Source organism: Nostoc sp., assembly GCF_036917135.1.
Lineage (GTDB): Bacteria > Cyanobacteriota > Cyanobacteriia > Cyanobacteriales > Nostocaceae > Nostoc.
The window spans coordinates 142,100-165,817 of record NZ_JBALEA010000057.1 but is presented as its reverse complement, the minus strand read 5'-3'; the positions used below and the strand labels follow the sequence as shown (position 1 = coordinate 165,817).

The 23,718-nt window shown below is 42.0% G+C and carries 21 protein-coding genes; 14 read left to right on the top strand and 7 right to left on the bottom strand.

The genetic code is table 11. From position 1 onward, the window contains the following. Window positions 1–281 precede the first annotated feature (281 nt). The gene (locus V7K50_RS16730; RefSeq protein WP_334961863.1) at window positions 282–584 is read right to left on the bottom strand and encodes a hypothetical protein; all 303 of its coding nucleotides are present in this window, start codon (window positions 582–584) and stop codon (window positions 282–284) included. 106 nt (window positions 585–690) lie between these two features. On the opposite strand from V7K50_RS16730, the gene V7K50_RS16725 reads away from it, so the two are divergent. Continuing rightward, the gene (locus tag V7K50_RS16725) at window positions 691–3,522 is read left to right on the top strand and encodes an ATP-binding protein (RefSeq protein WP_334961861.1); all 2,832 of its coding nucleotides are present in this window, start codon (window positions 691–693) and stop codon (window positions 3,520–3,522) included. Between the two features lie 443 nt (window positions 3,523–3,965). On the opposite strand, the gene V7K50_RS16720 is transcribed toward V7K50_RS16725, so the two are convergent. Beyond that, window positions 3,966–6,086 (bottom strand): amylo-alpha-1,6-glucosidase, encoded by a 2,121-nt coding sequence (locus V7K50_RS16720; protein WP_334961859.1) that lies wholly within the window; start codon window positions 6,084–6,086, stop codon window positions 3,966–3,968. Window positions 6,087–6,865: 779 nt separating this feature from the next. Between V7K50_RS16720 and V7K50_RS16715 the strand changes: the two genes are divergently transcribed. The 8 genes from V7K50_RS16715 to V7K50_RS16680 all read left to right on the top strand — a co-directional run bounded on the left by V7K50_RS16715 (window position 6,866) and on the right by V7K50_RS16680 (window position 14,116). After that, on the top strand, window positions 6,866–7,372 hold the full coding sequence (locus tag V7K50_RS16715; RefSeq protein WP_334961857.1) for a DUF2231 domain-containing protein: 507 nt from the start codon (window positions 6,866–6,868) through the stop codon (window positions 7,370–7,372). After that, window positions 7,369–7,974: a DUF2231 domain-containing protein gene (locus tag V7K50_RS16710; protein ID WP_334961855.1), complete on the top strand. Its 606-nt coding sequence runs from the start codon at window positions 7,369–7,371 to the stop codon at window positions 7,972–7,974. The genes V7K50_RS16715 and V7K50_RS16710 overlap by 4 nt, the downstream gene beginning before the upstream one ends. 32 nt (window positions 7,975–8,006) lie before the next feature. Next, window positions 8,007–8,933, top strand: a complete 927-nt coding sequence (locus V7K50_RS16705) for a cytochrome c oxidase subunit II (RefSeq protein WP_334961853.1) — start codon at window positions 8,007–8,009, stop codon at window positions 8,931–8,933. After that, window positions 8,923–10,584 (top strand): cytochrome c oxidase subunit I, encoded by a 1,662-nt coding sequence (locus tag V7K50_RS16700; protein WP_334961851.1) that lies wholly within the window; start codon window positions 8,923–8,925, stop codon window positions 10,582–10,584. Before V7K50_RS16705 ends, V7K50_RS16700 begins: the two co-directional genes overlap by 11 nt. Window positions 10,585–10,771: 187 nt before the next feature. Continuing rightward, on the top strand, window positions 10,772–11,437 hold the full coding sequence (locus V7K50_RS16695) for a cytochrome c oxidase subunit 3 (RefSeq protein ID WP_334961849.1): 666 nt from the start codon (window positions 10,772–10,774) through the stop codon (window positions 11,435–11,437). Between the two features lie 37 nt (window positions 11,438–11,474). After that, window positions 11,475–11,720 carry a hypothetical protein gene (locus tag V7K50_RS16690; RefSeq protein WP_334961847.1) on the top strand — a complete coding sequence of 82 codons (246 nt, stop codon included), beginning with the start codon at window positions 11,475–11,477 and terminating at the stop codon, window positions 11,718–11,720. A gap of 256 nt (window positions 11,721–11,976) precedes the next feature. Beyond that, window positions 11,977–13,347 carry an NAD(P)/FAD-dependent oxidoreductase gene (locus V7K50_RS16685; protein ID WP_334961845.1) on the top strand — a complete coding sequence of 457 codons (1,371 nt, stop codon included), beginning with the start codon at window positions 11,977–11,979 and terminating at the stop codon, window positions 13,345–13,347. Between the two features lie 358 nt (window positions 13,348–13,705). After that, the gene (locus tag V7K50_RS16680; protein ID WP_334961843.1) at window positions 13,706–14,116 is read left to right on the top strand and encodes a peptidoglycan-binding domain-containing protein; all 411 of its coding nucleotides are present in this window, start codon (window positions 13,706–13,708) and stop codon (window positions 14,114–14,116) included. 238 nt (window positions 14,117–14,354) lie between these two features. Here V7K50_RS16680 and V7K50_RS16675 read toward each other — a convergent pair whose 3' ends face one another. The 5 genes from V7K50_RS16675 to V7K50_RS16655 all read right to left on the bottom strand — a co-directional run bounded on the left by V7K50_RS16675 (window position 14,355) and on the right by V7K50_RS16655 (window position 18,667). After that, window positions 14,355–15,320, bottom strand: coding sequence for an extracellular catalytic domain type 1 short-chain-length polyhydroxyalkanoate depolymerase (locus V7K50_RS16675; protein ID WP_334961842.1), 966 nt, complete (start codon window positions 15,318–15,320; stop codon window positions 14,355–14,357). Between the two features lie 325 nt (window positions 15,321–15,645). Continuing rightward, window positions 15,646–15,870 carry a hypothetical protein gene (locus V7K50_RS16670; protein ID WP_334961840.1) on the bottom strand — a complete coding sequence of 75 codons (225 nt, stop codon included), beginning with the start codon at window positions 15,868–15,870 and terminating at the stop codon, window positions 15,646–15,648. Window positions 15,871–16,152: 282 nt separating this feature from the next. After that, window positions 16,153–16,425 (bottom strand): hypothetical protein, encoded by a 273-nt coding sequence (locus tag V7K50_RS16665; RefSeq protein ID WP_334962021.1) that lies wholly within the window; start codon window positions 16,423–16,425, stop codon window positions 16,153–16,155. A gap of 373 nt (window positions 16,426–16,798) precedes the next feature. Next, the gene (locus V7K50_RS16660) at window positions 16,799–17,446 is read right to left on the bottom strand and encodes a response regulator transcription factor (protein WP_334961838.1); all 648 of its coding nucleotides are present in this window, start codon (window positions 17,444–17,446) and stop codon (window positions 16,799–16,801) included. A gap of 3 nt (window positions 17,447–17,449) precedes the next feature. Continuing rightward, complete coding sequence (locus V7K50_RS16655) at window positions 17,450–18,667, bottom strand: sensor histidine kinase (protein ID WP_334961836.1); 1,218 nt, start codon at window positions 18,665–18,667, stop codon at window positions 17,450–17,452. A gap of 893 nt (window positions 18,668–19,560) precedes the next feature. Between V7K50_RS16655 and V7K50_RS16650 the strand changes: the two genes are divergently transcribed. The 5 genes from V7K50_RS16650 (at window position 19,561) to V7K50_RS16630 (ending at window position 23,615) form a co-directional block, all read left to right on the top strand. Next, window positions 19,561–19,944, top strand: coding sequence for a hypothetical protein (locus V7K50_RS16650; RefSeq protein ID WP_334961834.1), 384 nt, complete (start codon window positions 19,561–19,563; stop codon window positions 19,942–19,944). A gap of 248 nt (window positions 19,945–20,192) precedes the next feature. Then, the gene (locus tag V7K50_RS16645; RefSeq protein ID WP_334961832.1) at window positions 20,193–21,473 is read left to right on the top strand and encodes a S41 family peptidase; all 1,281 of its coding nucleotides are present in this window, start codon (window positions 20,193–20,195) and stop codon (window positions 21,471–21,473) included. 45 nt (window positions 21,474–21,518) lie between these two features. Then, window positions 21,519–22,427: a hypothetical protein gene (locus tag V7K50_RS16640; RefSeq protein ID WP_334961830.1), complete on the top strand. Its 909-nt coding sequence runs from the start codon at window positions 21,519–21,521 to the stop codon at window positions 22,425–22,427. A 20-nt stretch (window positions 22,428–22,447) separates the two neighbouring features. Further along, window positions 22,448–23,425: an RNA polymerase sigma factor, RpoD/SigA family gene (locus V7K50_RS16635; protein WP_334961828.1), complete on the top strand. Its 978-nt coding sequence runs from the start codon at window positions 22,448–22,450 to the stop codon at window positions 23,423–23,425. A 37-nt stretch (window positions 23,426–23,462) separates the two neighbouring features. Further along, complete coding sequence (locus tag V7K50_RS16630) at window positions 23,463–23,615, top strand: hypothetical protein (protein ID WP_334961826.1); 153 nt, start codon at window positions 23,463–23,465, stop codon at window positions 23,613–23,615. Window positions 23,616–23,718 lie beyond the last annotated feature (103 nt).

Genomic DNA, 23,718 nt, shown 5'->3' with positions numbered 1-23,718 from the left:
AGATCCCCGACTTCTCTAAGAAGTCGGGGATCTAACCCTTGTGAAGGGGGTTGGGGGTGGGGTTCTTGTACCTCACTCAAACGAGAACCGCTATATAACACGGTGCGTTAGGCTAAAGCCGTAACACACCCTACTTACAGCAGTTTTCATGTATTTGAACCACAGATGTCGTAGGGAACATGCTGTGCCCCTACCCCGTGGTCTATTTACCTGAAAATAGCTGTAAGATTTACTTTATCAATAGTCTCTAACTAAAAAAATTGATAATCAATTTATTATAGTCATTTTTTGTTAGCCTTCTCTAAGAGGGATTTTCCATATTCATCAGCTTCTGAAGAATCCTCAAAAACAGGAACTCCCATTTTTTCAAGATACCTTATGTATATTGCATTCCATTGATCATCTTCAACTAAAAATATAGAAATGGCATTTTTATCCACAACATACATTAGCCCATTGTTCAATTTAGGCGTACCCCAAATATAATAATTTTCTATTAAACCGATATGCGTCGTCAGATAATCATGGATAAGCTCATCAGTAATTCCAGGTCTCGTCTTAACTTTAATTTTTTTAGTTTTCATATTTCTAATTTCCTATTTAACTAGAGCAAAACCTCTTGCATGATAAATAGTCGGTAGTAGATGGGAACTCTAACTAATAAGCTTATCCCACTCAACACTGCCAATCATGTCCCATCCTGCTCATCCCACTTTGGGCGAATGTTCTTACCCTCGCTTGACTAGAAGCCTGAGTGCTGTTGAAAGTTGGGGCTTTGGTTTGACGGCTCATATTTCTTGGACAGCATTGGTTCCTGCAATTCATGCAGCTCTGGGTCCCCAAGCTATTTTTGTCTGGATACCTGCGGTGATTTTCGGAATGCTGCTCAACTATCAGGTAAAACGCTTGGGTATGCATTTCATAAATGTGGCTGGAGGAACACCCAACTATGCTACCAAGCTGCTGCAAAACTACCCAGGACTAGCTCGCTATGCAGCAATTGGATACCTCCTCAATTGGGTTTCCTACTTGTCAGTTAATACAATCGTACTCAGAGATTTAATTAAAGTGAATTTGGAGGCGCTGGGTATTAGCTGTCCAGACATATTTCTGGATATGAGCTTTACACTGTTGCCTTTTATCGTCGCTTTTAGTGGGACTCGCGCCCTGAGTATTTTACATTTGTTTTTTGTAATTCCCGCCTTCGGACTGCTAATCACCTTCTGTATACAAGGTCTTGGTTGGTTAGCATTTTCTCCCGTTAGTCCGGGGTTTTTTCCTAATCATTGGTCATCTTTGAGCTTTGGGGATTGGGCAAAGTGGTTCTTTTTCGTCACTTATGCAACCTATAGCTGTGAAACGGCTTCTTCCTTTGTCGCCGATAGCCGCAATCCTACCCAGACGTTACGCTTTCTAGACGTTGCGGCTTGGATGATGCCACCTATCTTTTTGGGAGGGTCTTGGGTAGTGATGCGGTTAGCAACAAATCCCAACCTTCAAGACAATGCTTTTCTAAATCTTGTAGCGGCTTCTCAGCCCTTTTGGGGAAAATTCGCTGGTTTAAGTGTTTGTTTTTTGCTCGTAGCTGCTTGTCTATTAGGTTCGGCAACTGTGGTTTCTAATTGCCCACGAATTTTGTATCAGTTGGCTTTAGATAACCACATCTCACCAGTATTTTCCGTTGTCTCCCGTCGGGGTGTGTTTGTGCCAGCTTTGACATTAACACTGGTGTTGTGCTTAATCTATCTGATTTGGGGAGATGTCGCGCAAATCGTGGCTGTTGGTAACGTCGGTTGGTTCGTCTCCTTTATGTTACTGCATCTGGGGCTTTGGCTGCGGCGCGATCGCCCGGAAGTTTTGTTCCCTCGCCTATCTCTGGGCATTTTGCTATTAGAAGTTGTGGTGCTGTTGGTGGGTGGACTTGCTTGGGGTTGGCTCAACTTCGTAATTGGCTTATTATTTCCCATTGGTGTCCTGGGAATTGATGCGGTGATTCGCCGTGTGAATTTCGCTCCATTCCATCCCAGTTGGTGGATACGGCGATATCGCACGCGCCCTGTAGTAATCATCAAAGACTCAGTAGTTCTTCAGGTGAGCATCCTCATATTTTTACTGTGCAGCGCCGTGGGAGTTGGCTGGTTATTTGGTGGCAAACTTAATCAAGTGGCAAGTGCGGGGGGTGAAAATCTATTTGTGGTGCTGCTGATGAGTGTAGCATTTGTGGGAGTAGCGATCGCCTGTTGGACAACTTTACCGCAAGTGGTAGCGATCGCAGAAGCCCGAGAAGCTGCCGAACACCTATTTACTGTTGCCCAAGATGGTATTTTAGTGGTAGATGATCAAGGCATTATCCGCCAAGCTAACCCAGCCACTAAATCGTTCTTTGGTGTCAACCCATCTGATATGCAGGGAAATCACCTCAACTTATGGCTACCTGCATTAGTCTACTATCCAGACCAGTGGGCAAAGCGTAGTGAACAAACTCTACTCAGCAATGGGAAAAACAGAACCCTAGAAGTTTCCATCTCAGACCGACCACATCAGGATTTTCAAGAGTATGTCGTCATTCTCCACGACATTACCCAGCGCAAACAAGCAGAGCAGATATTGCGATACTCAGAAGCACAATTGCGCCAAGAGGCAAAACAGCTAGCATCTCAACTAGTGCAGAGTGAAAAAATGTCCAGTTTGGGGCAGTTAGTAGCAGGTGTAGCCCACGAAATCAACAACCCAGTTAACTTTATCTATGGCAATATCAATTTTGCAAATCAATATATCCAAGATTTACTGGGACTGCTGCAATTATACCAGCAAAACTATCCTAATCCAGTAACGGAAATTCAAAAAGAAACAGAAGCCATCGACTTAAATTTTCTGATTGGAGACTTGCCAAGCTTGCTAACTTCGATGACGGTTGGAGCCGAAAGAATCACAGAAATTGTCCTATCTCTGCGAAACTTTTCCCGGTTAGATGAAGCAGAGATGAAAGCTGTGAATATCCATGAGGGGATAGATAATACGTTGACGATTCTGGAACATCGCTTCAAAGCTAAATCGAACTATCTAGCAATTGAGGTCATTAAAGAGTACGGCGAACTGCCATTAGTAGAATGTTATGCTGGACAACTCAATCAAGTATTTATGAATCTTCTGGCAAATGCCATTGATGCTTTAGAAGAAGCAGTGGAGAACGGTGAGTGGGGAATAGAACAAAAAGCGCTCCCTATTCCCAATTCCCTAGTGCCTACTCCCCAAATACGCATTCAGACTAAACTTACTAGCGAAAATCAGGTAGTTATTGGCATTAGCGACAATGGTACAGGCATTCCAGAAAAGGTACAAAAACACTTATTTGAACCATTCTTTACTACTAAACCAATTGGTAAAGGTACTGGGTTAGGTTTATCTATTAGTTATCAGATTATCACCCAAAAACATGGGGGAAAATTACAATGTATTTCTACTCCTGGACAAGGGACAGAATTTGTAATTGTAATTCCGCTAAACCAGCAAGCTATCTGATCAGCTAATCAGCATTTAAGTTGCATAATCAAGGCGCTCATGTTGCCCACCCCACAAGATGTTGAGAAAATCTTAATCTGCAAATTAGATGTGTTTTAGCTTATCATGTCCCCTTGATTGCTTATTAAATCCGAAGAACCCCACCCCCGCCAAAGCTACGCTTTGTCTCCCCTCCTGCTTGCGGGAAGGGGTGTAATGACTGTGGTTTGCATAACTAATTATGCGGACATCATATAATTTGCATAATTGAATTAAATATAGCAATCCTATTTGATTGCGTGAAAAAATCTAAGTATTTGTAGGGTGTGTTACGGCTGACGTAACGCACCACCCTTTACTTAGGGAACTCCAAGAAATAAATTCTCCAATATTGTGGGGTGGGCATCCTGCCCGCCTAGTTGATATGACTCTCGTGTCGCCTACCCCATAAGAGGAAATAATAATTATGTAGAAACTTCTAATTCACCATCAAGATGGGTAACTTCCCATTGGGTTTTTTCGCCTTCGCGCCAAAAGCGCAATCCCACCCTAGCGTCTCCTACAGACAAATTCGTGAGTTCTAAATCGGGTAAGCAATCTGGTAGATTCGGCTGTACTTTTAACTGTTGTTTGGAAGCATCAGCTTTGAGTCCTAAAATGGTACGAATGAGTAAGAAAATTGAACCAGCAGCCCAAGCCTGAGGTATATTCGCATCTGGGTAGGGGACGGGAAAGTTATCATCTTGGCGTTCAATTCCCGCAAACAATTCTGGCATTCGCCCAGCTTGAAAATAACTAGCAGCAGCAAAGATACCCTCAGCAATGCGGTTAGCTTCTTGGTGATAACCATACTTTTTTAATCCCGCCGCGATGATCGAGTTATCATGAGGCCAAACACTACCCCGTTGATAACTAATCGGGTTATATGCGAGATTTTCCGATGAAAGAGTCCGCACACCCCAACCACACCACATATCTGGTTGGAAAAGTCGGTTAACAAGTTTTTTTGCTCGTTCTGGTGGTACAATACCCGACCAGAGGAGATGACCAGGATTTGAGGAAATTGATTGAATTTGCTGCTTTTTGTCGTCTAATCCTAAACAGTAAAAACCTTCAGATTCCATCCAAAAGCGATCGTTAAATCGTTGATAAAGTTCTTCGGCTTTTTGACGCAGCTTTTGCGCCTGTTCTTTTTCGCCCCACACTTCATAAATTAAAGCTGCCCTTAGCCACGCATCATAAACGTAGCCTTGGACTTCACACAAAGCAATTGGCGGCTCAACTAACTCACCATTTGGGTAAACTATTGCGTCACCCGAATCTTTCCAACCTTGATTGCGTAATCCTTTTGATGAACGAGTTAAATACTCAACAAAGCCATCGCCGTCAAAGTCGCCGTATTTATCAATCCAATTTAGGGCATTTTCCAGTGGCGCTCGACACTCATCAAGCATACTCTGATCGGCATTCCAGTTATAGGCTTCAGCTAAAGTAACAATCCACAGGATGGTAGTATCTACTGTTCCGTAGTAGGGATGATATGGAAGTAGGTTGAGTGTAGTTAACTCATCGCGCCGCAGTTCGTGCAGCATTTTACCCGGTTGGGCATCGTGCCAATCATCCAACTCAGTTGCTTGGAGTTGAGCCAGTCTCAGTAAAGTGCCACGGGCAAATTCATGATAAACTGCGATCGCTTGTAAGCTACCAATTATTGAGTCGCGGCCAAAAACGGCGACAAACCAAGGAATCCCAGCAGCAGGCATCCAAAATTTATGCCCATTGTCATCTACCTCAATTCGTAGCGCTCCCATATCCGCGATCGCTTGCTGATAATATTCAGTAATCTCAGCATTCGACGATCGCAACTTTGTGGCATTAGTCAGAAACTCATCCCTAATCTTTCCGGCTTTTGTACTGTGAGGCACATCGCAGGTATTTTGAGGTTTGAAGACATTACCATCTGCTAAGGCTGTAAAATTGACACAAGTATGCCATGTCTTGCCAGGAGCGATGGTAACATCAAACATTAAACGACCATTGGCATAACGTGGCTCAGAACTACCACAAACTGGCTCAATCACAATACCTCGCAAGAAAGAGCCGTTCTGATACTCAGTCTTGAGTACACCATTTTCCCATCTGGTTTCTATGTCACCCCGCGTTAATATTTGCTGTGATTTGACATCAAAAATGTCCGCAAAATCAGAGCGTATAGCTAGCATTAATTGAAACTCAACAGCTTCACTGTGATAGTTAGTTATATCAATATCTTCATGCATCCCTTCCACAATGTCGCGCCGAACGGTTACAAGCAAACTACCAGGAGGTAAAGTGCCATTGATAATAGGAAGCTGCGGGTTAGTGAATTGGTAAAGTGCATGATGATGGCTAATATTGCTAGAAGCTAGTAGCGAAAGCCGGTAGCGATTGAGAGAAATTTCGTAGTAAGAAATTAAGCGTGTGTCCCAAACAAAAAAACCTTGAGGTAAATTTTCGTCAATGGAACCATCACTAGCTGTTACTAAAAAAGAAGAACCATCATTGATACTTATCAAACCAGGATTAACACTAACTTTTGTAGGCATTGCCGCGTCGCTCCGAATTCAAAATTCAAAAATAAATTTAGTTGCTCTGTATCCTTTTCTGGTATCCGCTCAATTAACCATTCTCTGTAAAGCCTGGATACAAGATCATAGCACCGTCAACAAACAGTGTTGTGAATAACTCAAGACTTGCATGATATTTTTGCTTTCTGGGCGCGGCATTACTCTTGGCGATTTAGATTGTCAAATCGGCAAATTACCGATTAAAAAAGCACATTTTATTGATTATGATAAGAAATACTTAGTGTTTTTATCATCTATCTGAAGAAAGAGAAGCAGTATAGCGGTTCCCATTCAGATGCGGTACAAGATTATATCGCAAGGTGTAAGGGCACGGCACTGCCGTGCCCCTACGGGTGTACCTCACGTAAACGAGAACCGCTATATATTTTTTAACTAATATTTCAATTGTTTGTCATTTCTGTGACAATAGGATGTCTTTCTTTGTAAGATTGTAATTTAAAAAATCAGATCAATCCCAAGAAAGATTTATGGTATATTCAGAGCAATGTCGGTTATGAATTAAGGTAAAAATTTTAGTTAATTAATCTAAATGAGAGAACTATCTAAGATATTAAGGTATTTTCTTTTTAGGACAATTCATGAACTTTACTTACCTGATAATCACGATGTAGGGTATGTTTGCATAAGTTCTGAGTAAATGCCAGTTTGGATAATATTATCCAAACTAAAATCAGGGTTCATTCAGTTAGTGAGGTTTTAAATTTGATAAAAATAATTACTAAAAAGCAGTAGTAAATATGGAAAAACTTGTTTATGCTCTGTCTTTAAATAACCAAAATTTACCATACCCTGACCCTCTACATCCCATTATCGTCCACTTCGTAATTGCGATGGTACTTTTTTCTTTTGTGTGCGATGTAATCGGCTATTTCAGCCGCAACGTGCGTTTGTTTGAGGTGAGCTTCTGGAATATGTTTGTTGCCTCAGCAGCCATCTTTTTAGCGGTGATTTTTGGTCAGTTTGAAGCAGGTTTAGCGAACATTTACCCAGCAGTCCAACCAACACTAAATTTTCATACAGTGCTGGGTTGGTCGCTGGCGGCTATTGTCGTTGGCATTACAGGTTGGCGTTTCGTGATTCGCAACAGCACCCCACGGAAAGTACCACCTGCTTACCTGGGTGCTGCAAGCTTTTTAGTCTGCTTAGTATGCTTGCAAGTCTATCTCGGCAGTAAACTAATTTGGGTGTATGGGTTACACATCGAGCCAGTTGTGCAAGGCATGAAACAGGGAGTTTCGCCATGAACTGGCAACTCATTGAACAGTTGAGATTAAGGCTGAATGCTAACGGATTACCTTATGAGATTCCCATACATCCGCAATTGGTGCATCTAACATTGGGTTTGTTTATTATTGCTATTATTTTTGATATTGCTGGAGTGTTTTTTACTTTAGAAAAACCAATCTTCCGATTTTTAGGTCTACCTGCCCTCCGTTCTGGTTTTTTTGATGTCGGCTGGTATAACCTCATCGGAGCAGCTTTTATCAGCTTTTTCACCGTTGCAGCTGGTTTTTTCGAGCTACTGCTAGCAAATCCACCAGTTGATCAAAAGAGCGTTTGGGGGTTAACTACAGGTTGGACGATGCTTTTGCATGGGTTGGGTGGCGTTTTGCTCTTGGGGATCATCGTTGCCATGACTGTATGGAGAGGTTTGCAACGCTATCGCTGGCGCAAGGATGCTTCTAGGCAGGTACAGTGGAGTTACTTGTTAGCAGGTATGGCAATATTGGTCATCTTGTTTGTCCACGGAACTTTGGGGGCGCAATTGGGAGAAGAGTTTGGAATTCACGTTACTGCTGCAAAGTTACTCCAAGGAGGTAAAAACCCAAATTTACTACTCAAATAATCAAGCCGCAAGCACTATTACATGAGATTATTATGTTTAGCATTTTTGAATATGTACTAATAGCGATTTATGTAGCAGTGCTGATGATTGTCAGTCGGTGGATTGGCCAGCAAGCGTTTTCTTGGATGCCTCCCCAGGCGACAGCAGAAGCCCAACGGGTAGATGATTTATTTAGCTTTTTAGTCTCAATTGGAGCATTCATTTTGCTTGGGCTGATTGGTGTTATTGTGTATGCGATCGCTTTCCATCGCGCCCCCCCCGAAGACTACACCGAGGGACACCCTTCTAGAGGTGATGGGAGGCTAGAAATATTGTGGACAGGGATTCCAACTTTGTTAGTAATATGGATTGCCTTTCAAAGCTTCAATATTTATCAGCAATTAAATATTTTGGGTTTAAACCAAATTGTGCATTTGCACACACCCCTAGAATCTGCACCCGCCTACGCCGCAACCGTTAGCGATGTCCCCAAACCTGCATCTGAAACAATTGATGTTTTCGTTAGGCAATGGGATTGGTCTTTTCGCTATCCCAATAATCTTACCAGTAAGGAATTGCACTTGCCGATCAATCGTAGCATTCGCTTAAAGATGCAAGCAGAGAAAGTAATCCACGGCTTCTACGTTCCTGAGTTTCGCTTAAAGCAAGATATTGTTCCAGGGCGGAAAATTGACATTGTAATCACACCCATTCGTCAAGGTAAATATCGGCTGAAAGATTCTCAATTCAGTGGTGCTTATTTTGCCTTGATGGAAGCAGATGTATATGTTGAATCCCTTGATAAGTATAATCAGTGGCTCGCGCAAACAGTATCTAGCGGCGAAACTGGGAACGTAAAAAATCAGGCAGTTGCCGAAAATATTCAACCACCAAAGACATTATTTAAAAGCGGTTGGTACACCGTCACACCTGCACAACCTGCCGTAGCCAATGAAAGGAAGATAAATAATGACACATGATATAAGTGAAGCTATACCCAACAATAGAGAACCTGAGAATAACTGGCGGGAATATTTCAGCTTCAGCACTGATCATAAAGTGATCGGTGTTCAGTACATGGTGATGACCTTCATTTTCTTTCTTCTCGGCGGGCTGTTGGCGATGATTATCCGGGCGGAATTGCTCACCCCGGAATCAAATTTAGTTGACCGCCCCCTCTACAATGGTCTATTCACCATGCACGGGACAATCATGATTTTCCTGTGGATTATTCCCTTCAACGCAGGTCTTTCTAACTACCTAGTGCCATTGATGATTGGAGCGCGGGATATGTCTTTTCCCCTGCTCAACGCCATCTCTTTTTGGATTTTACCACCAGCCGGTCTTCTGCTACTGTCTAGCTTCTTGCTACCTAACGGCACTGCACAAGCTGGTTGGTGGTCTTATCCACCAGTTAGTCTGCAAGTTCCAGCCGGTCAGTTGATTAACGGTCAATCTATTTGGATAGTTAGCCTAGTACTAATCGGCATCTCTTCAATTATGGGGGCTGTCAACTTTGTCACCACTATCTTTTGGATGCGATCGCCAGGGATGACCTTTTTTCGGATGCCCGTCTTTGTCTGGTCGGTTCTTAGTGCCCAGTTGTTGCAGTTAATTAATTTGCCTTCCTTGACGGCGGCATTGATACTGCTGTTGCTTGATCTCTCCTTCGGGACACAATTTTTTAAACCTGAAGGAAGTGGCGATCCGATCATTTACCAGCATTTATTCTGGTTTTATTCACACCCAGCAGTTTATATCATGGCGCTACCAGCCTTCGGTATTATTGCGGAAGTTCTGCCAGCCTTTTCTCGCAATCCTCTATTTGGTTATCGGTCAGTGGCGATCGCAACTTTAGGTATTGCTGTGATTAGCATCTTTGTTTGGGTGCATCACATGTTCACCAGTGCCACCCCCGGCTGGATGCGGATGACCTTCATGGCCACCTCAATGTTAGTAGCCATACCCACTGGTGTTAAGGCATTTGCTTGGACTGCCACAATTTGGAGGAGCAAATTGCACCTAGAGACACCAATGTTATTTGCAATGGGAGGTGCAGCGATGTTTATTTTTGGTGGTGTCACAGGTGTAATGCTTGCCGCCACACCATTTGATATCCACGTCAATAATACTTACTTTGTCGTGGGTCACTTCCACTACATCGTTTTTAATACCATTACGATGGCAATTTTTGCAGCCATTTACTTCTGGTTTCCCAAAATAACTGGAAGGATGTACGCTGAAGGTTGGGGAAAGCTGCATTTTTGGTTGACCTTTATTCCTGCGAATATCACCTTCTTTTCCATGCACCCATTAGGTTTGCAAGGGATGCTGCGGCGAGTTTCCTCCTACGATCCCCAGTATCAGGGTTGGAACGTCATCGCTAGCCTTGGGTCATTCTTACTGGGAGCATCGACGCTGCCATTTATTGCTAACATTGTCGGTTCCTGGCTATATGGAGCGAAGGCAGTTGATAATCCCTGGCACGCTACAGGATTGGAATGGACAACTTCTTCACCACCACCGCGAGATAATTTTGCAGAGATTCCTGTTGTCAACAGACCTCCTTACGACTACGGCGATCCAAAATATTCATTCGTGGAAAATTCTGATAATGGTGAGTCTGATTAGGGATTGGGAATTGGGGATTGGCAAGGAGAGAGATATATAGCGGTTCTCAGTTTAGTCCAATACAGACCTAACCCCCAGCCCCTTCCCTACAAGGGAAGGGGAGTAAGATTTCAAAGCCTCTCTCCTTTTAGGAGAGAGGAATGGAAGTGAGGTCATAGTTATAAATTGTTCAATCCCAATTCCCATCATGCAACATCGCAACACCCATGTAGATGAAAGTCCGATCCGTTTTGATCAGTGGCGGCAACGCTTACCGAATTGGTTACAGCGCTTTCTCCCAACTGGTGGCGGGAGTCATGAAGATCAGCATGGCAAAGGAATGTTTGGGTTTACTGTATTCCTGTTGTCAGAAAGCATCATTTTTTTGAGTTTCATCTTTACTTATGTTGCTCTGCGACTGAATACTACTAACTGGCTCCCGCCCGGTATTTCTGGGCCAGAATTATCTAAACTCGTGATGATTAATACGGTAGTATTACTTTCTAGCAGCTTTGTTATTCAACTAGCAGAAAATGCCCTCAAGCGTAATAAACTGAAGAAATTTCGCTGGCTATGGCTGATAACGATCGCAATGGGAACCTACTTCTTAATTGGTCTATTAATTGAGTGGAAAAATCTTGATTTCAAGCTCACTACCGGATTAGTTGGTTCTACATTCTACTTATTGACAGGTTTCCACGGTTTACACGTTCTAGCTGGTGTTGTGCTTCAGATAATTATGCTGATTCGCTCATTCATTCCAGGCAATTATAATAAGACTCACTTCGGTACAAGTGCGACCACTTTATTTTGGCACTTTGTTGATGTCATTTGGGTCTTCCTTTTCTCGCTTCTCTACCTTTGGAAAGCATAAATTATTCAGTTAGTCAACTATTTTCAGGAGTAACATTATGAATTTATTCATCCAAGAACTACCAGCATCAGAACTCGCCCCAAAAGCAATTCAAGAAACACCAGCACCAGGTAAAGATCCACTAATTGCGCGTGGGTTACAAAAAGAGCAATATATTGGCATTATTGGGCTAGCGATCGCTCTAATTGCTGCCGTAGGATTTTTTAGTCGCCGAGTCGAATATGCTATTGGCTTTGCTGTTATCCTCAGCATCTTTTTAATTGGTTTGTTTTTATTCATATAGCGAATTTGTCATTGGTCATTTGTCTTTTTAGGTGATTTCTGATTAAAAAAATACCTCTGTTGACGAGTTTCGACTTCGCTCAACTCTCGACTGCTCAGTTGGTTGAGCGAAGTCGAAACCAACGGCTATGGTAAATTTATTACTAGAATTCACCTTAGACTCTTTCTTTGCACTTCTGCGCCTCTATATGAGACAAAAATTCTGAATCTAAGTGCGTAACATCCGAGAAAATTTCTGACACTTTGGAGAATATTTTATGAACAGCCCAGTTTATCAAACTGTCATTGTCGGTGGTGGCTTCACAGGCTTATTTACAGCCTTAAACTTAGCTCATGAAAATTATCCTCGCTCTGTAATTTTGATTGATCAAAATGAACGCTTTTGCTTTAAGCCCTTACTCTACGAATATTTCAGTGGCGAGATGGATGCTTTTCAAGTAGTACCGCGTTTTTCAGAATTGCTTAAAGGTAGTGGTGTCATCTTTGTTCAAGATGCAGTGCAATCAATAGACTTGCATCAACAACAAGTCAAATTAGCTTCAGGAAACTCTTACAACTACAGTAACTTAGTCTTAGCTTTGGGTAGCGTTACTGGTTATCATCATCTTGAAGGTGCTAAAGAATACGCTTTACCTTTTTGGACACAAGAAGATGCGATCGCTATTGATCGTCATTTGCGCGACTGCTTACAACAAGCGGTACAAACTCAAGATCCAGAACAACGTCGTCAACTGCTAACAGTAGTCATAGTTGGTGGCGGTGCAAGTGGTGTAGAAATGGCAGGTACACTAGCTGATTTACTCCCACATTGGTATACCGCTTTGGGAGGAAAATCTGATGAAATCCGTGTGGTGTTGCTCAATCACGGTAAAGAAATCCTCAACGGTGATGTTAACGCTCCTCTGCGTCTAATTGCTGAGAAAGAATTACAAAAACGCACAATACCCATTGAAATTATTACGGGTGCAGAAGCCACTACTATTCACCCCAACGCCATTGAATATAAGCGTAATGAGCAAATTGAGACATTGCCAACACGTACCACAATCTGGACAGCTGGTACTTCTATTAATCCACTGATTAAAGGTTTACCAATTTCCCCAGAACATCGAGATCATAGCGATCGCCTTTTAGTTACTCCCACAATGCAACTACTCGACTTTCCAGAAGTCTTTGCAGGCGGGGATTGTGCAGCAGTTCAGCAGAATTTGCAACCGCCTACAGCTCAAGTTGCTTATCAGCAAGGAGCTAATATTGCCCGAAACTTGAAAGCATTAGCGTTGGGTCAAGACCTCAAACCGGTAAAGGTAAATATACGCGGAACTCTCTTAAAATTGGGCTTAAATGATGCTGCTGCTAACTTTTTGGATGTTTTTGAAGTTGCGGGCGAAACCGGGCATTTAATCCGTCAAGCCGCTTATTTAACTCTATTACCAACTCCAATTCATGATTTCAAAGCTGCTAGCGAATGGCTAGATGAAGAGATTTTTCACCAGCACCTTGATCCTAAAGATGTGGGTAAAAAAGTTGTCCAAGCAGTGGAAGTGGTTGGCGCAGGAGTTGTAGGTGTTTTAGTTGCGAGAAAGTTATTGAAAATGTTAGGTTCGGAGGATAAGAAGGAGCTTTGATTGATGCTTAATCAATTTAGTCATACTTTTGTCACAATTTTGCAATAGCTTTGTCAATATGATATGTGACGCTATAGCTATGGGTTAGAAAATAGTCTCATACTATAGCAGGGGACTGGGGACACTTCTCTACGAGAGGCTGCGCCAACGACAAGCTCAGTGCATCGCTGGGGACTGGGTTGAAAGTCTTTTTATATATAGGTTTTATCATCAGTTAATGTCCTAACCTCCTTGTCCGTTGCTATAAACCCACACACCAGAGTCTACTGACGAGAATCACTATAAGGTACAAGCCCTTATAAAGATGACTCTTCAAATCCAAATTGCAAAATTTCATATAGTTGGAAGGAATAGAAAGATGAATTGGAAAGTACTTGCTTTGCTCCCTGCTTTGACTCTAGCTGCTGCTCTGCCTGCTTACTCTTTAACTAATAATAAAAGCCAAAATCCGGCTACTGCTACCCAGATCGCCCAAAGTACTCCGCAAAGCAGCATGATGAAAAAGCCAAATGCTATACAGAAGCCTAATGCCAAGCACAAGACCAATACAGTGGCAAGGCGTAGTACCGGGAATGTACTTACAGTAGGTAGCAGGGGAGAGACAGTGAAAACTGCTCAGAACTCTTTAAAGCAGCAAGGATTCTATACAGCAAGTGTGAATGGTGTATTTGATAACAGGACTCGTGCAGCAGTAATCAAATTTCAGAAATCTAAAGGATTAAGAGCAGACGGAATAATTGGACACCGGACTTTAGAAGCTCTTAAGTAAAATAGTTTATATATAGCAATCCTAAATCATTCGTGAAAAATTAGATCCCCGACAACTTTTACGAAGTCGGGGATCTGAACACCGCGAATTTTGAAAAATCAAATAGGATTGCTATAGGACTCCTATTTGATTTTGCCCTAACTGCTTACCAGCCTCCAGCCTGGGAACGAGGCTACAATAATTAAAGGTTTGTAGTAAGGACTTTAGTCCTTATTTGTTTTTCTAGCTTGCTTCCCCGTTAGCTGTTTGCCAAACTTTTCGGTTTAGTAACTGTTACTTGAAAAAAGTTCCAAATTGTTTCACTGGCATTCAGCCCCAGTTTAGCATTGAATTTATTTAGGCTCTTGTCAGTTGAAAAACCACCAGGCCAGAAATGTCCACCGTTTACTACCGCTAGCTCCCAGACTTCTGAGTTACCACTACAAGCTTTGTAGAGAGAGGTTTTCACTTTATCTTCAGAAAACTGCAAAGATCCACTTGATGAGGTACATTGATCGTGCGATCGCCAAAAGTCTACCATATCTGAGATCGAAACCAGCGCTCCTCGTTGAGTGTGGTCATCACCTTCATAAAGTACATCGCGATCGTTTGTACCGTTAATCATTAACATCGATATGGGAGTTGGAGGTTGGCAATTAGGTTTGAGTCTAACTGGGAGCGAACCTGCTACTGATGCAAAACCAGCAATTTTATCAGGTAACTTACAAGCCAGTGCTTGGGTAAGTATTCCACCTCTAGAAAAGCCGGTGGCATAAACTTTATGATCATCAATATTCATTTGCTGCTTCAGATGATCGATCAAAGCACTGACAAACAAAACATCATCTACCCTTCCTTGACCGTTACCTCTAAGGCTCCATTTTTGGTTAATTCCATCTGGATAAACAACAATAAATCCTTTCTTATCTGCTAATTCATTGAACTGAGTTACATTACTTATAGACCGACCACTACCATCATCTCCATGAAACACTAAAACTAAGGGCATCGCGCGGTCTGGATTATAAGATTTTGGAGTATAAAAATAGTAAGTACGCAACTTTCCTTGATTCTGTAGTTCTCCATAATTATCACCACTGACGATTTTTTCTTTAGTAATACTTGTTTCTTCAGCCTGGATAGAATTGCAGGCTGTCGCTAAAGTTGCTGTAAGTAGAAATATAATAAGTTTTTTAAGAATTCGAGAATTTTTATATATGTTCATGTTAATTAAATTGACTCAATCAAGATACTTTTATTCACTTTATAAGTCTTGTTCTTAAGAGGTTGTTTGAAAATTTTTTTGTATACGCCTAACCCTTGGAGATCCCCCTAAATCCATGCCACTTGCTCATGGGGGAAACCCCCAAGACCGCAGTGGCTCCCCTTAAAAAGGGGGACTTTGATTCTTCCCCCTTTTTAAGGGGGGTTAGGGGGGATCTCTAAGTGTCTAAAATCACAGCTAACTACTTTTCAAACAACCTCTAAGCAAAATTTTACCTAGTAGAGACTAACAACTCAAATATAGTTGTTAGTCTCTATTCGAGATATTAAACTCTTACATTTACATAACGAGCCGGAACACGAACTTTAACCCACCTGTGACCACGCCGTACTGTTTCCCAATGTGCAGGAATTAACCTCCGTTGATATCGGGCGGCAACAAAGGTATGTCCGCTCGGTTTGACAATTATCTCTGCTGCTGATGCCTGTGATGGTAAGGAAGAAATTGCAAATGGGAGAGCAAGTAATGCACCTAAGATGATCCGTTTCATGTTCAAATCTCCATCAATTAATTTGCTTAAGTTTTCTACAGCATCTCTAAATCATTTGTGAAGATATATTAAGGACTTAGGCAAACAATAGCCGAAACCCTTATTTACTGGAGGAGCAATTCATGTATTGCCCCTACTTAATTGATTTGCTGTATTGTTCTCAGTTTAAAATATTAGATCAAAAGACACAGTGTAAGAAAGTCATAATTACAGTATGACTTTAGTCATATTTTGAACTTAGCATAAACAATGATGCGATCGGGAACATATTTATTGTTAAAACTACAGAATTTTTGAGGCGATAATACCAATCAATACGGCAAGACCTAGCGCTCTCCGAAAATAATTAACACCTTGAAATAATTCTAGCCACGCCCAAGTAAACAAGGAGCCATTTGCCAGTAAGTCTAAAACCGTATTGGTTTTACCACTTGTAAAAATTAGAGATAGTAAACTAGCTACTATCCAAACAATAAGTGGTAGGTTTGGCATCTGAGCTATAACAATTTTGCCATTGCCGTCACGGAAGGTCTTATCAACTAATGTATTTTCCATCATTTGAAATTGCCACTTAGCTAAAAATTATTAACTTACAAAAGTTGCCGCGTCGGCCTATTGAGAATAGGCTGAGATTTAATTGCAAATTCTTTCATGTATTTAAACCATATCTGTCGTTAGGGCAATTCATGAATTGCCTCTACAGCGTAGTCTACTTACCCGAAAACAACCGTAATCACATTAAAACATTTAAGCAAATCTCTTTTCAACTATCTAATTGCTGAGATGAGAGCGGTAAAGCATATTCCTATCTGCCTATATTCATAGGCATACTCACACTCACACGAAATCCGCCAATATATCCGTCAGCACATGAATGCCATTTGTCTTCGAGATCAGGCTGGAGGTAAAAGGGTTTTAGCTAGTTTATTTATTTAAGTCCACCAAACAACGAATGGGCAAACAAAGCGGCTTGAGTGCGATCGCGTAAACTCAAGCGACTCAGAATATTTGTCACATAATTTTTAACAGTATTTTCTGAAAGAAACAGCGATTCAGCAATTTCACGGTTATTGGCTCCACAAGCAATTAACCGTAATACATCTAATTCTCTGGGTGTGAGTTGCGCCAATTCTGGAGGAGTTTTCACAGACGCGACAGGTGCGGCAATAGGCGTGAGTGCTTTCTCAAACAATCCTGGCCCGAGTAGGGTTTGTCCCTTGTAGACAGATCGAATTGCCAACATTAGTTCATCTGGTTCGGTATCCTTGAGCAAATAGCCCTTTGCACCCAGCCGCATCGCCTGGAAAACATACTCATCATCATCGAAGGTGGTGAGGACGAGAACCTTAATGTCAGGATATTGTTGAGCGATCGCTTTTGTTGTGGCCACTCCATCCATTACAGGCATCCGAATATCCATTAGCACAATATCGGGTTGTAGTGCGGCAATTTGTTCGAGTGCCCGTTGCCCATTCTCCGCCTCACCGATTACCTGCATCTCTGCATTCGACTCCAGCATACTCTTAAGTCCCTGGCGAATGAGATGCTGATCGTCAACTAATAAAATCTGAATCATAAGCTAAAACACCAACAGCTTTGAGAGTGGCAAAGAAACAGAAATACAGCAACCTGTTCCTAGTTGACTATGAAGATTCAACTGAGCGCCTAGTGCAACCGACCGTTCTCGCATCCCTTGTAACCCAAACCCAGTTGTATTTTGAGTGGGGTTAAACCCTTTTCCATTATCTTCCACTGACAGATGAATCATCCCAGAGTGAGCCACTATTTCAACAGTGACACTAGTCGCTTGGGCGTGTTTGCAAATATTTGTCAGCGATTCTTGCACAATGCGGTAAAGGGCAGTGTTTACTTCTGTTGGTAAAGTGTACGGGACATCAATTTTACACGACGGTTCAATACCTGTGGTTTGCTGAAAATCTGTCAGCAGTTTTTCAATAGCTGATTTGAGAGATTGCCCTTGCAAAGGATTTGAACGCAAAACAGAAAGCGATCGCCGAATTTCCAGCAGCGCCTCAGCCCCCTGTTCTTTTGCCTGTTTGAGAAATGTCAATGCTTTGTCATTATTTGATTGCCAGAACAACAGAGTATTATTAATCTGAATAGTTTGGGCGGCGAGAGTGTGTCCTAACCCGTCATGAATTTCGCGGGCAATTCGGTTCCGTTCCTGCAAAGTTGCCTGATCTTCAATCCGTAGCGCATACTGACACAGTTGTTGATTGATCATCTCTAATTGCTGATGGGCAATTTCTAACTGCTCTCGACTTTGCCGCTCTGCAAGCAGGGCGTTAATTAATAATAAAGCGAATACTAACGTTAAGCTAAACAATAATATATTACTTAATCGCCAATCCCAGGACATGGCAATTATATCTCGCCTAAAATTCTCAGGTACAATCGGTCTTGATAAAAGCAGTGTTCCATAAGTAAGCAGAGATAAACCCAAGACAACCAACTGTCCCGATTGCTTAAAGACGAGACAACTCCGCATCACCAGTACTAAGCACAGTAGAAAAACCGAGCGACTAGATAAGCCATGTTGAGTCGCTGGCAGCAAAATTAAAATGAATTCCAGGGCTGTATAAAATAATTTGGTTTCCAGCTTAACCATTGGTAGTCTCAAGCCCATCAAGCTGAAGGTTGCAATCACGACAACTCGTAGCAGCAACGACCAGGACAACTCAAAGGGCAACACAACTTCCATGAACATTGCCGTGGCTAATAACAGCCACTCTAGGTAAAGCAACAGACGAAAGGATGGGTAGGTCAAGCGAACCATAGAACTGTTCCAACTCAATGGCCTTTCTAACAGAACCATAGGTATTTTCACAATTTTAGAGGGAAATAGTTAAACAACACATCAGTCCTTTTGAAAATATAAGCTGATTAACCAAGGTTTTACCCCACCCTAAGGGACTGACAAATAAAAAAACACTCAACTACTTATTGTGGGGTGGGCGTCTCGCCTGCCCTTGTATATGGGCGCTCATGTTGCCCACCCCACAAGATTGGGTAATTTATTTGTTGGAAGTCCCTAACCCTCCCCTTTATAAGGGGAGGGAACTAGATTTCTTAATCTCCCCTTATAGAGGGGGGATTAAGGGGGGTAATTTAACTTGTGTGTACACCGTAGCCTTGCAGGAGAGAGGAATGGAAGTGGGGTTTTCCAGATCCCGTGAAAAGTCAGAGTGGCTTGGCTATACAGACAAAACCCACGAAAGTCGGTTTCCAATTCCTTGAGTCCACCTGTGCGGACGAAAGTTTGTATAGCCGCGTAAAGCCTTCTCTTCGAGAGGCTTCGCCAACGGCATAGCTTCGCTTCGCGCGTCAGCGTGCCGGAGGCTTTATTCTAATCGCCAGGTATGTTTGCACTCATTGAGATGCTCCCTGAAACTCTTCTTCCTATATAGCGAATCTGTCTCTACTATTGATAGAGTCTTTCCGACTGATTAACGATTTCTAAGTTAGGAAAAAAGTCACAAGAACTTTAGTACTTTTTTACTGGCCAGGTTAGGAATTCTAGCTCATGCACAAACCTATTCCAACTTCTAAGATTAGCTGATGTAACTGAATAGTAGGGTTAATTCATGAATTGCCCCTACTGAAAATCAGATTTTAGGCTATTGTTTGTGTAAGTCTTGATAGTCGGAACAAGAAAAACAAGAGAAGTAAATGATTAAAAAACAGCTAATTTTACCAACGCTTCTATTTGCAACTATCTTCATCGGAGGAATGACAGGTTGCAGCAATTCTAAGTCTCCAGATGTGTCTCAAGGAGGCGACTCTGGGACAAAGGTATCTGACACTTCTACGACAAATTCTCCTTCATCGAATACGCCGGAACGCGCTCAAAAACGCGAAGCAGTTCGCAAGCAAATTGAGGCAGTTTTGACCCCAGATCAGGTAAAAGAATTGTCAGCGAAATTGCAACAAGGTGAAAAAATGCGTAAAGCAGTGTTGAGCCTGAATCTCACTCCTGAACAAAAGACTAAAATTCAGGAGATTTTTAAGACTGCCTATTCCCACCGTAAAGGGCAATCTCAAGATAATTCCTAGTACAGTTCAGCGTAAATAAGCCACCCATTTTAAATGTCTAAAACCCTGACGCGATGGGAATTAAGAATTAGGAATTAAACCTTAGTGTAGCGTCTTGTAGAGAAACGGTACTAGTAGTTTTATCAAAACAGAATCCACGAGTGAGTCGTCAGAATAAAGCCATAAATTATGTCTGACTGCGGGTATTTATTCCCCCACTGATTGCATTCTGGATTCTGAATTCTGTATTTTTCTTTAATGGTTAAAGTATGTTCAAGCAAAAATTCATCGTCAAGATAGAAATCGCTGCTATGGCAGCAATCCTTGCAGTAACTAGTATCTACGCTTCCAAAGCTCTAGGTATAACCCAACCTAGCCCCCAAAAGCTGGTGGATGAGGTGTGGCAAATTTTAGATAAAAATTATGTTGATGTCAGCTTTAACCATCAAGATTGGCAAGCGATTCGACAGCAATATCTTAGCCGTTCCTATAGTTCCAAGAAAGAGGCTTATGGGGCGATTCAAGAAATGGTGGGGAAATTAGGCGATCGCTACACCGAATTTTTTGACCCCCAGGAATTTAAAGCCTTAAATAGTGACCTTTCTGGCAACCTCAGTGGTGTAGGTCTGGAACTGGCAGAAAATGAAAAAACTAAAGCCTTAACCGTTATCGCCCCCATTGAAGGAACCCCTGCTTTTAAAGCAGGTATTTTGCCGAACGATGTAATTGTCCAAATTAATGGTCAAATGACTCGAGGGATGAAAATTGAGGATGCCGTGAAGCGGATTCTTGGCCCGGTGGGAAGCAAGGTAGTACTCACGATTCAACGGGGTAGCCAATCCCAAAATTTCAACCTGACCCGCGCAAATATTGCTATCCATCCTGTAACTTACAACACGCAAACAACGGACGCAGGGAAGATTGGTTACATTCGTTTGCCAGAGTTTACTGAAACAGCCCCCGCAGAGATGCGTCAGGCAATTCAAGCATTAGAAAAACAGCAAGTGCAAGGTTACGTTTTGGATCTGCGTTCCGATCCAGGCGGACTGCTGGATGCGAGTTTACAAATTGCCAGTATGTGGTTGAAGGAAGGTGCGATCGTGTCTTTGGTAAATCGAGACAAAGTTAAGGAAAACTACAATGCGTCGGGACATCCTCTCACCAACAAACCCTTAGTGATACTAGTCGATAAGGGATCTGCCAGCGCCAGCGAAATTCTTTCGGGAGCGCTGCAAGATGATCATCGCGCCAGATTAGTCGGGACTCGCACCTTCGGTAAAGGTTTAGTTCAAGCTGTAGAGCCACTGGATGATGGTTCGGCGCTGAAACTAACGATCGCAAAATACTACACACCCAAAGGTCGAGATATCAATCATGTCGGCATTGCCCCAGATATTACCGTGGAGTTAAGCGAGGCACAACAGAAAGCATTATTGCAAAACCGAACTGTGGCGACATTAGCTGATCCTCAGTATGCTAGCGCCGTTGCTGACTTGAGCAAATTGATTCAGTCTGGAGACAATCATCTGAGTTTGCAGGGTGACAAATAAGTATACAGATACTTTTGACAATATCTACCATCGTCACTTGGAATCATGTCAACCCGCAAAACCCAACGACTTCAAAATTGTGAACCAGTCCCAGGTTTGCAAATCCTGGTTCAACTCAGTAACACTCCTTTGGTGCGGATAATCATCATTACTGTTACCCGCCATCAGCTAGCGATCATCGGGATTGTATTTGTTGTCACCTTGGTTTTTTCGATGCGGGAAAATGCCCCCTGGCTGACAGTACCTAAACAGGTGGCCATTGAATTCTTTTCTGCTGTATCCCAGTCTCTAGCTGCTTTATTGGGGGTGTTAATTGTTTTCCTCACCTTTACTAGTCAGTTGATCGCTCAAAGGCGGCATGAGGACTACCATACACTTCAGATTCAGATTGACCAACTGATTCGTCTAACTCAGTCTCTTCCCCCCGAACTCAGTGGTTTTAATGAAACTTTGATAGCGCTGATTAACTATTTAGTCCCCTTGCATTTAAAGGATTTCCCCATCTGGACAACTAGCTCCCAGGGGCTACCTTTGGACAAGCTTTTAGATAATTTCAAGAATGAACATGAATGGATGCAAGTACAGGAACAATCCTCCTTAGCTACCCATCTGCACCGACAGCGAATTGCACTTGTGATCAATAACATGGAAGAAATATTGGAGAGATTTTCCCGGCTTTACAATCGCATCTTGGAGATTAGCCGCTTCATTCTCGCCATCGTCAAGTTGTCCTTTCTTCTGGGAGTTTCGCTCCTGTTTCTACTGTTATTTGGCATTATCGATTTGCAAAGGGAATTTCCCGATCTCAGCCTACCTGTAATTGTTTCTCTAGCAATTTGGGTGTTGATTGCTCTTTTAGAATTAGTACTTGATACTTGGTTTTTTTATAAAAACTTTTATGGTTCATCAAGTCACTATCTGCGGTTCTTCTTGAATACAAAATACCCTAATTAATAGGCGGAGGCTAAGTCAGTATGAGTAACTTAACATTCCCAGATACCAAAGCTAGTAACATAAGCAAAGCATCTCAATCTCCAACTGATACAGTACGTGCTTATCTTCAAGAAATTGGCCGGATACCTCTGTTAACCCACGAGGAAGAAATTCTTTTTGCCCAACAAGTTCAGCAGATGATGAAAATACTTGCTGAATCAGAAAAACTGGCTGTTGAATTAAAGCGTACACCCACGCTATCAGAATCGGCTAACCAGATGCAGTTAAGTGAACAGGAACTACTTCAGCAGCTAAATCAAGGGAAAAAAGCCAAGCAGAAAATGATGTCGTCTAATCTCCGGCTTGTGGTATCAATTGCCAAGCAATATCAAAGACGCAACTTAGAGCTTATGGACTTAATTCAAGAGGGTAACTTGGGTTTGGAAAGAGGGGTTGAGAAATTCAATCCGGCTCTAGGATACAGATTTTCAACCTACGTTTACTGGTGGATTCGTCAAGCAATTACCAGAGCGATCGCCCAGCAAGGAAGGGCGATTCGATTACCCATTCACATCAACGAGAAGTTAAACAAAATTAAGCGCGTTCAGCGAGAATTGTCTCAAAAACTTGGTCGCATTCCCACCAGTACTGAAATTGCTGATGCACTTTCTTTAAAGCCTAGTCAGATTCGAGAATTTCTACTTTTGGCTCGTCAAACTATCTCTCTAGATATTCGGATTGGAGCAGACAAAGATATAAAATTACAAGATTTAATAGAAGATTGTAGTTCTAGTAATGCCTATAGCACCGAGGAATCTCTCAATGAAGATGTGGAAATTTTATTGTCAAATCTGTCTCGCCAACAACAAGAAATATTAAATTTGCACTTTGGTTTGACAGACGGAAATGAACTTTCTCTAGAACAGATTGGTCAGCGTATGGGTATTAGTCGTGAACGAGTCCGGCAAATAGAAAAACAAGCTCTAAAACTTCTACATCGACAGCTAAGTAAGTCATAAATCAGCAAAAATCCCAGTCCATATCTAAGGATTTAAAATGATGAAGCCTTTAGACTACGATTCCCTAAGTGATATTGAGCAATATTATGGGTTTAATTTAAATTACAAGGCGCATCAGGCAAACCAGAAAAAACCAATTATTCATATCGGATTATTTCTGGTAGTAGTCGCTGTTGTAATTATGCTCTGAGTTCCTCTTTAATTTATGGAATTTTCTGTCTAAAGATCATTGTTTTGTCAAAGTTTGAGGTGTAATGTTTTTGTACTATTTCAAATCAAATTTGTATAAACAC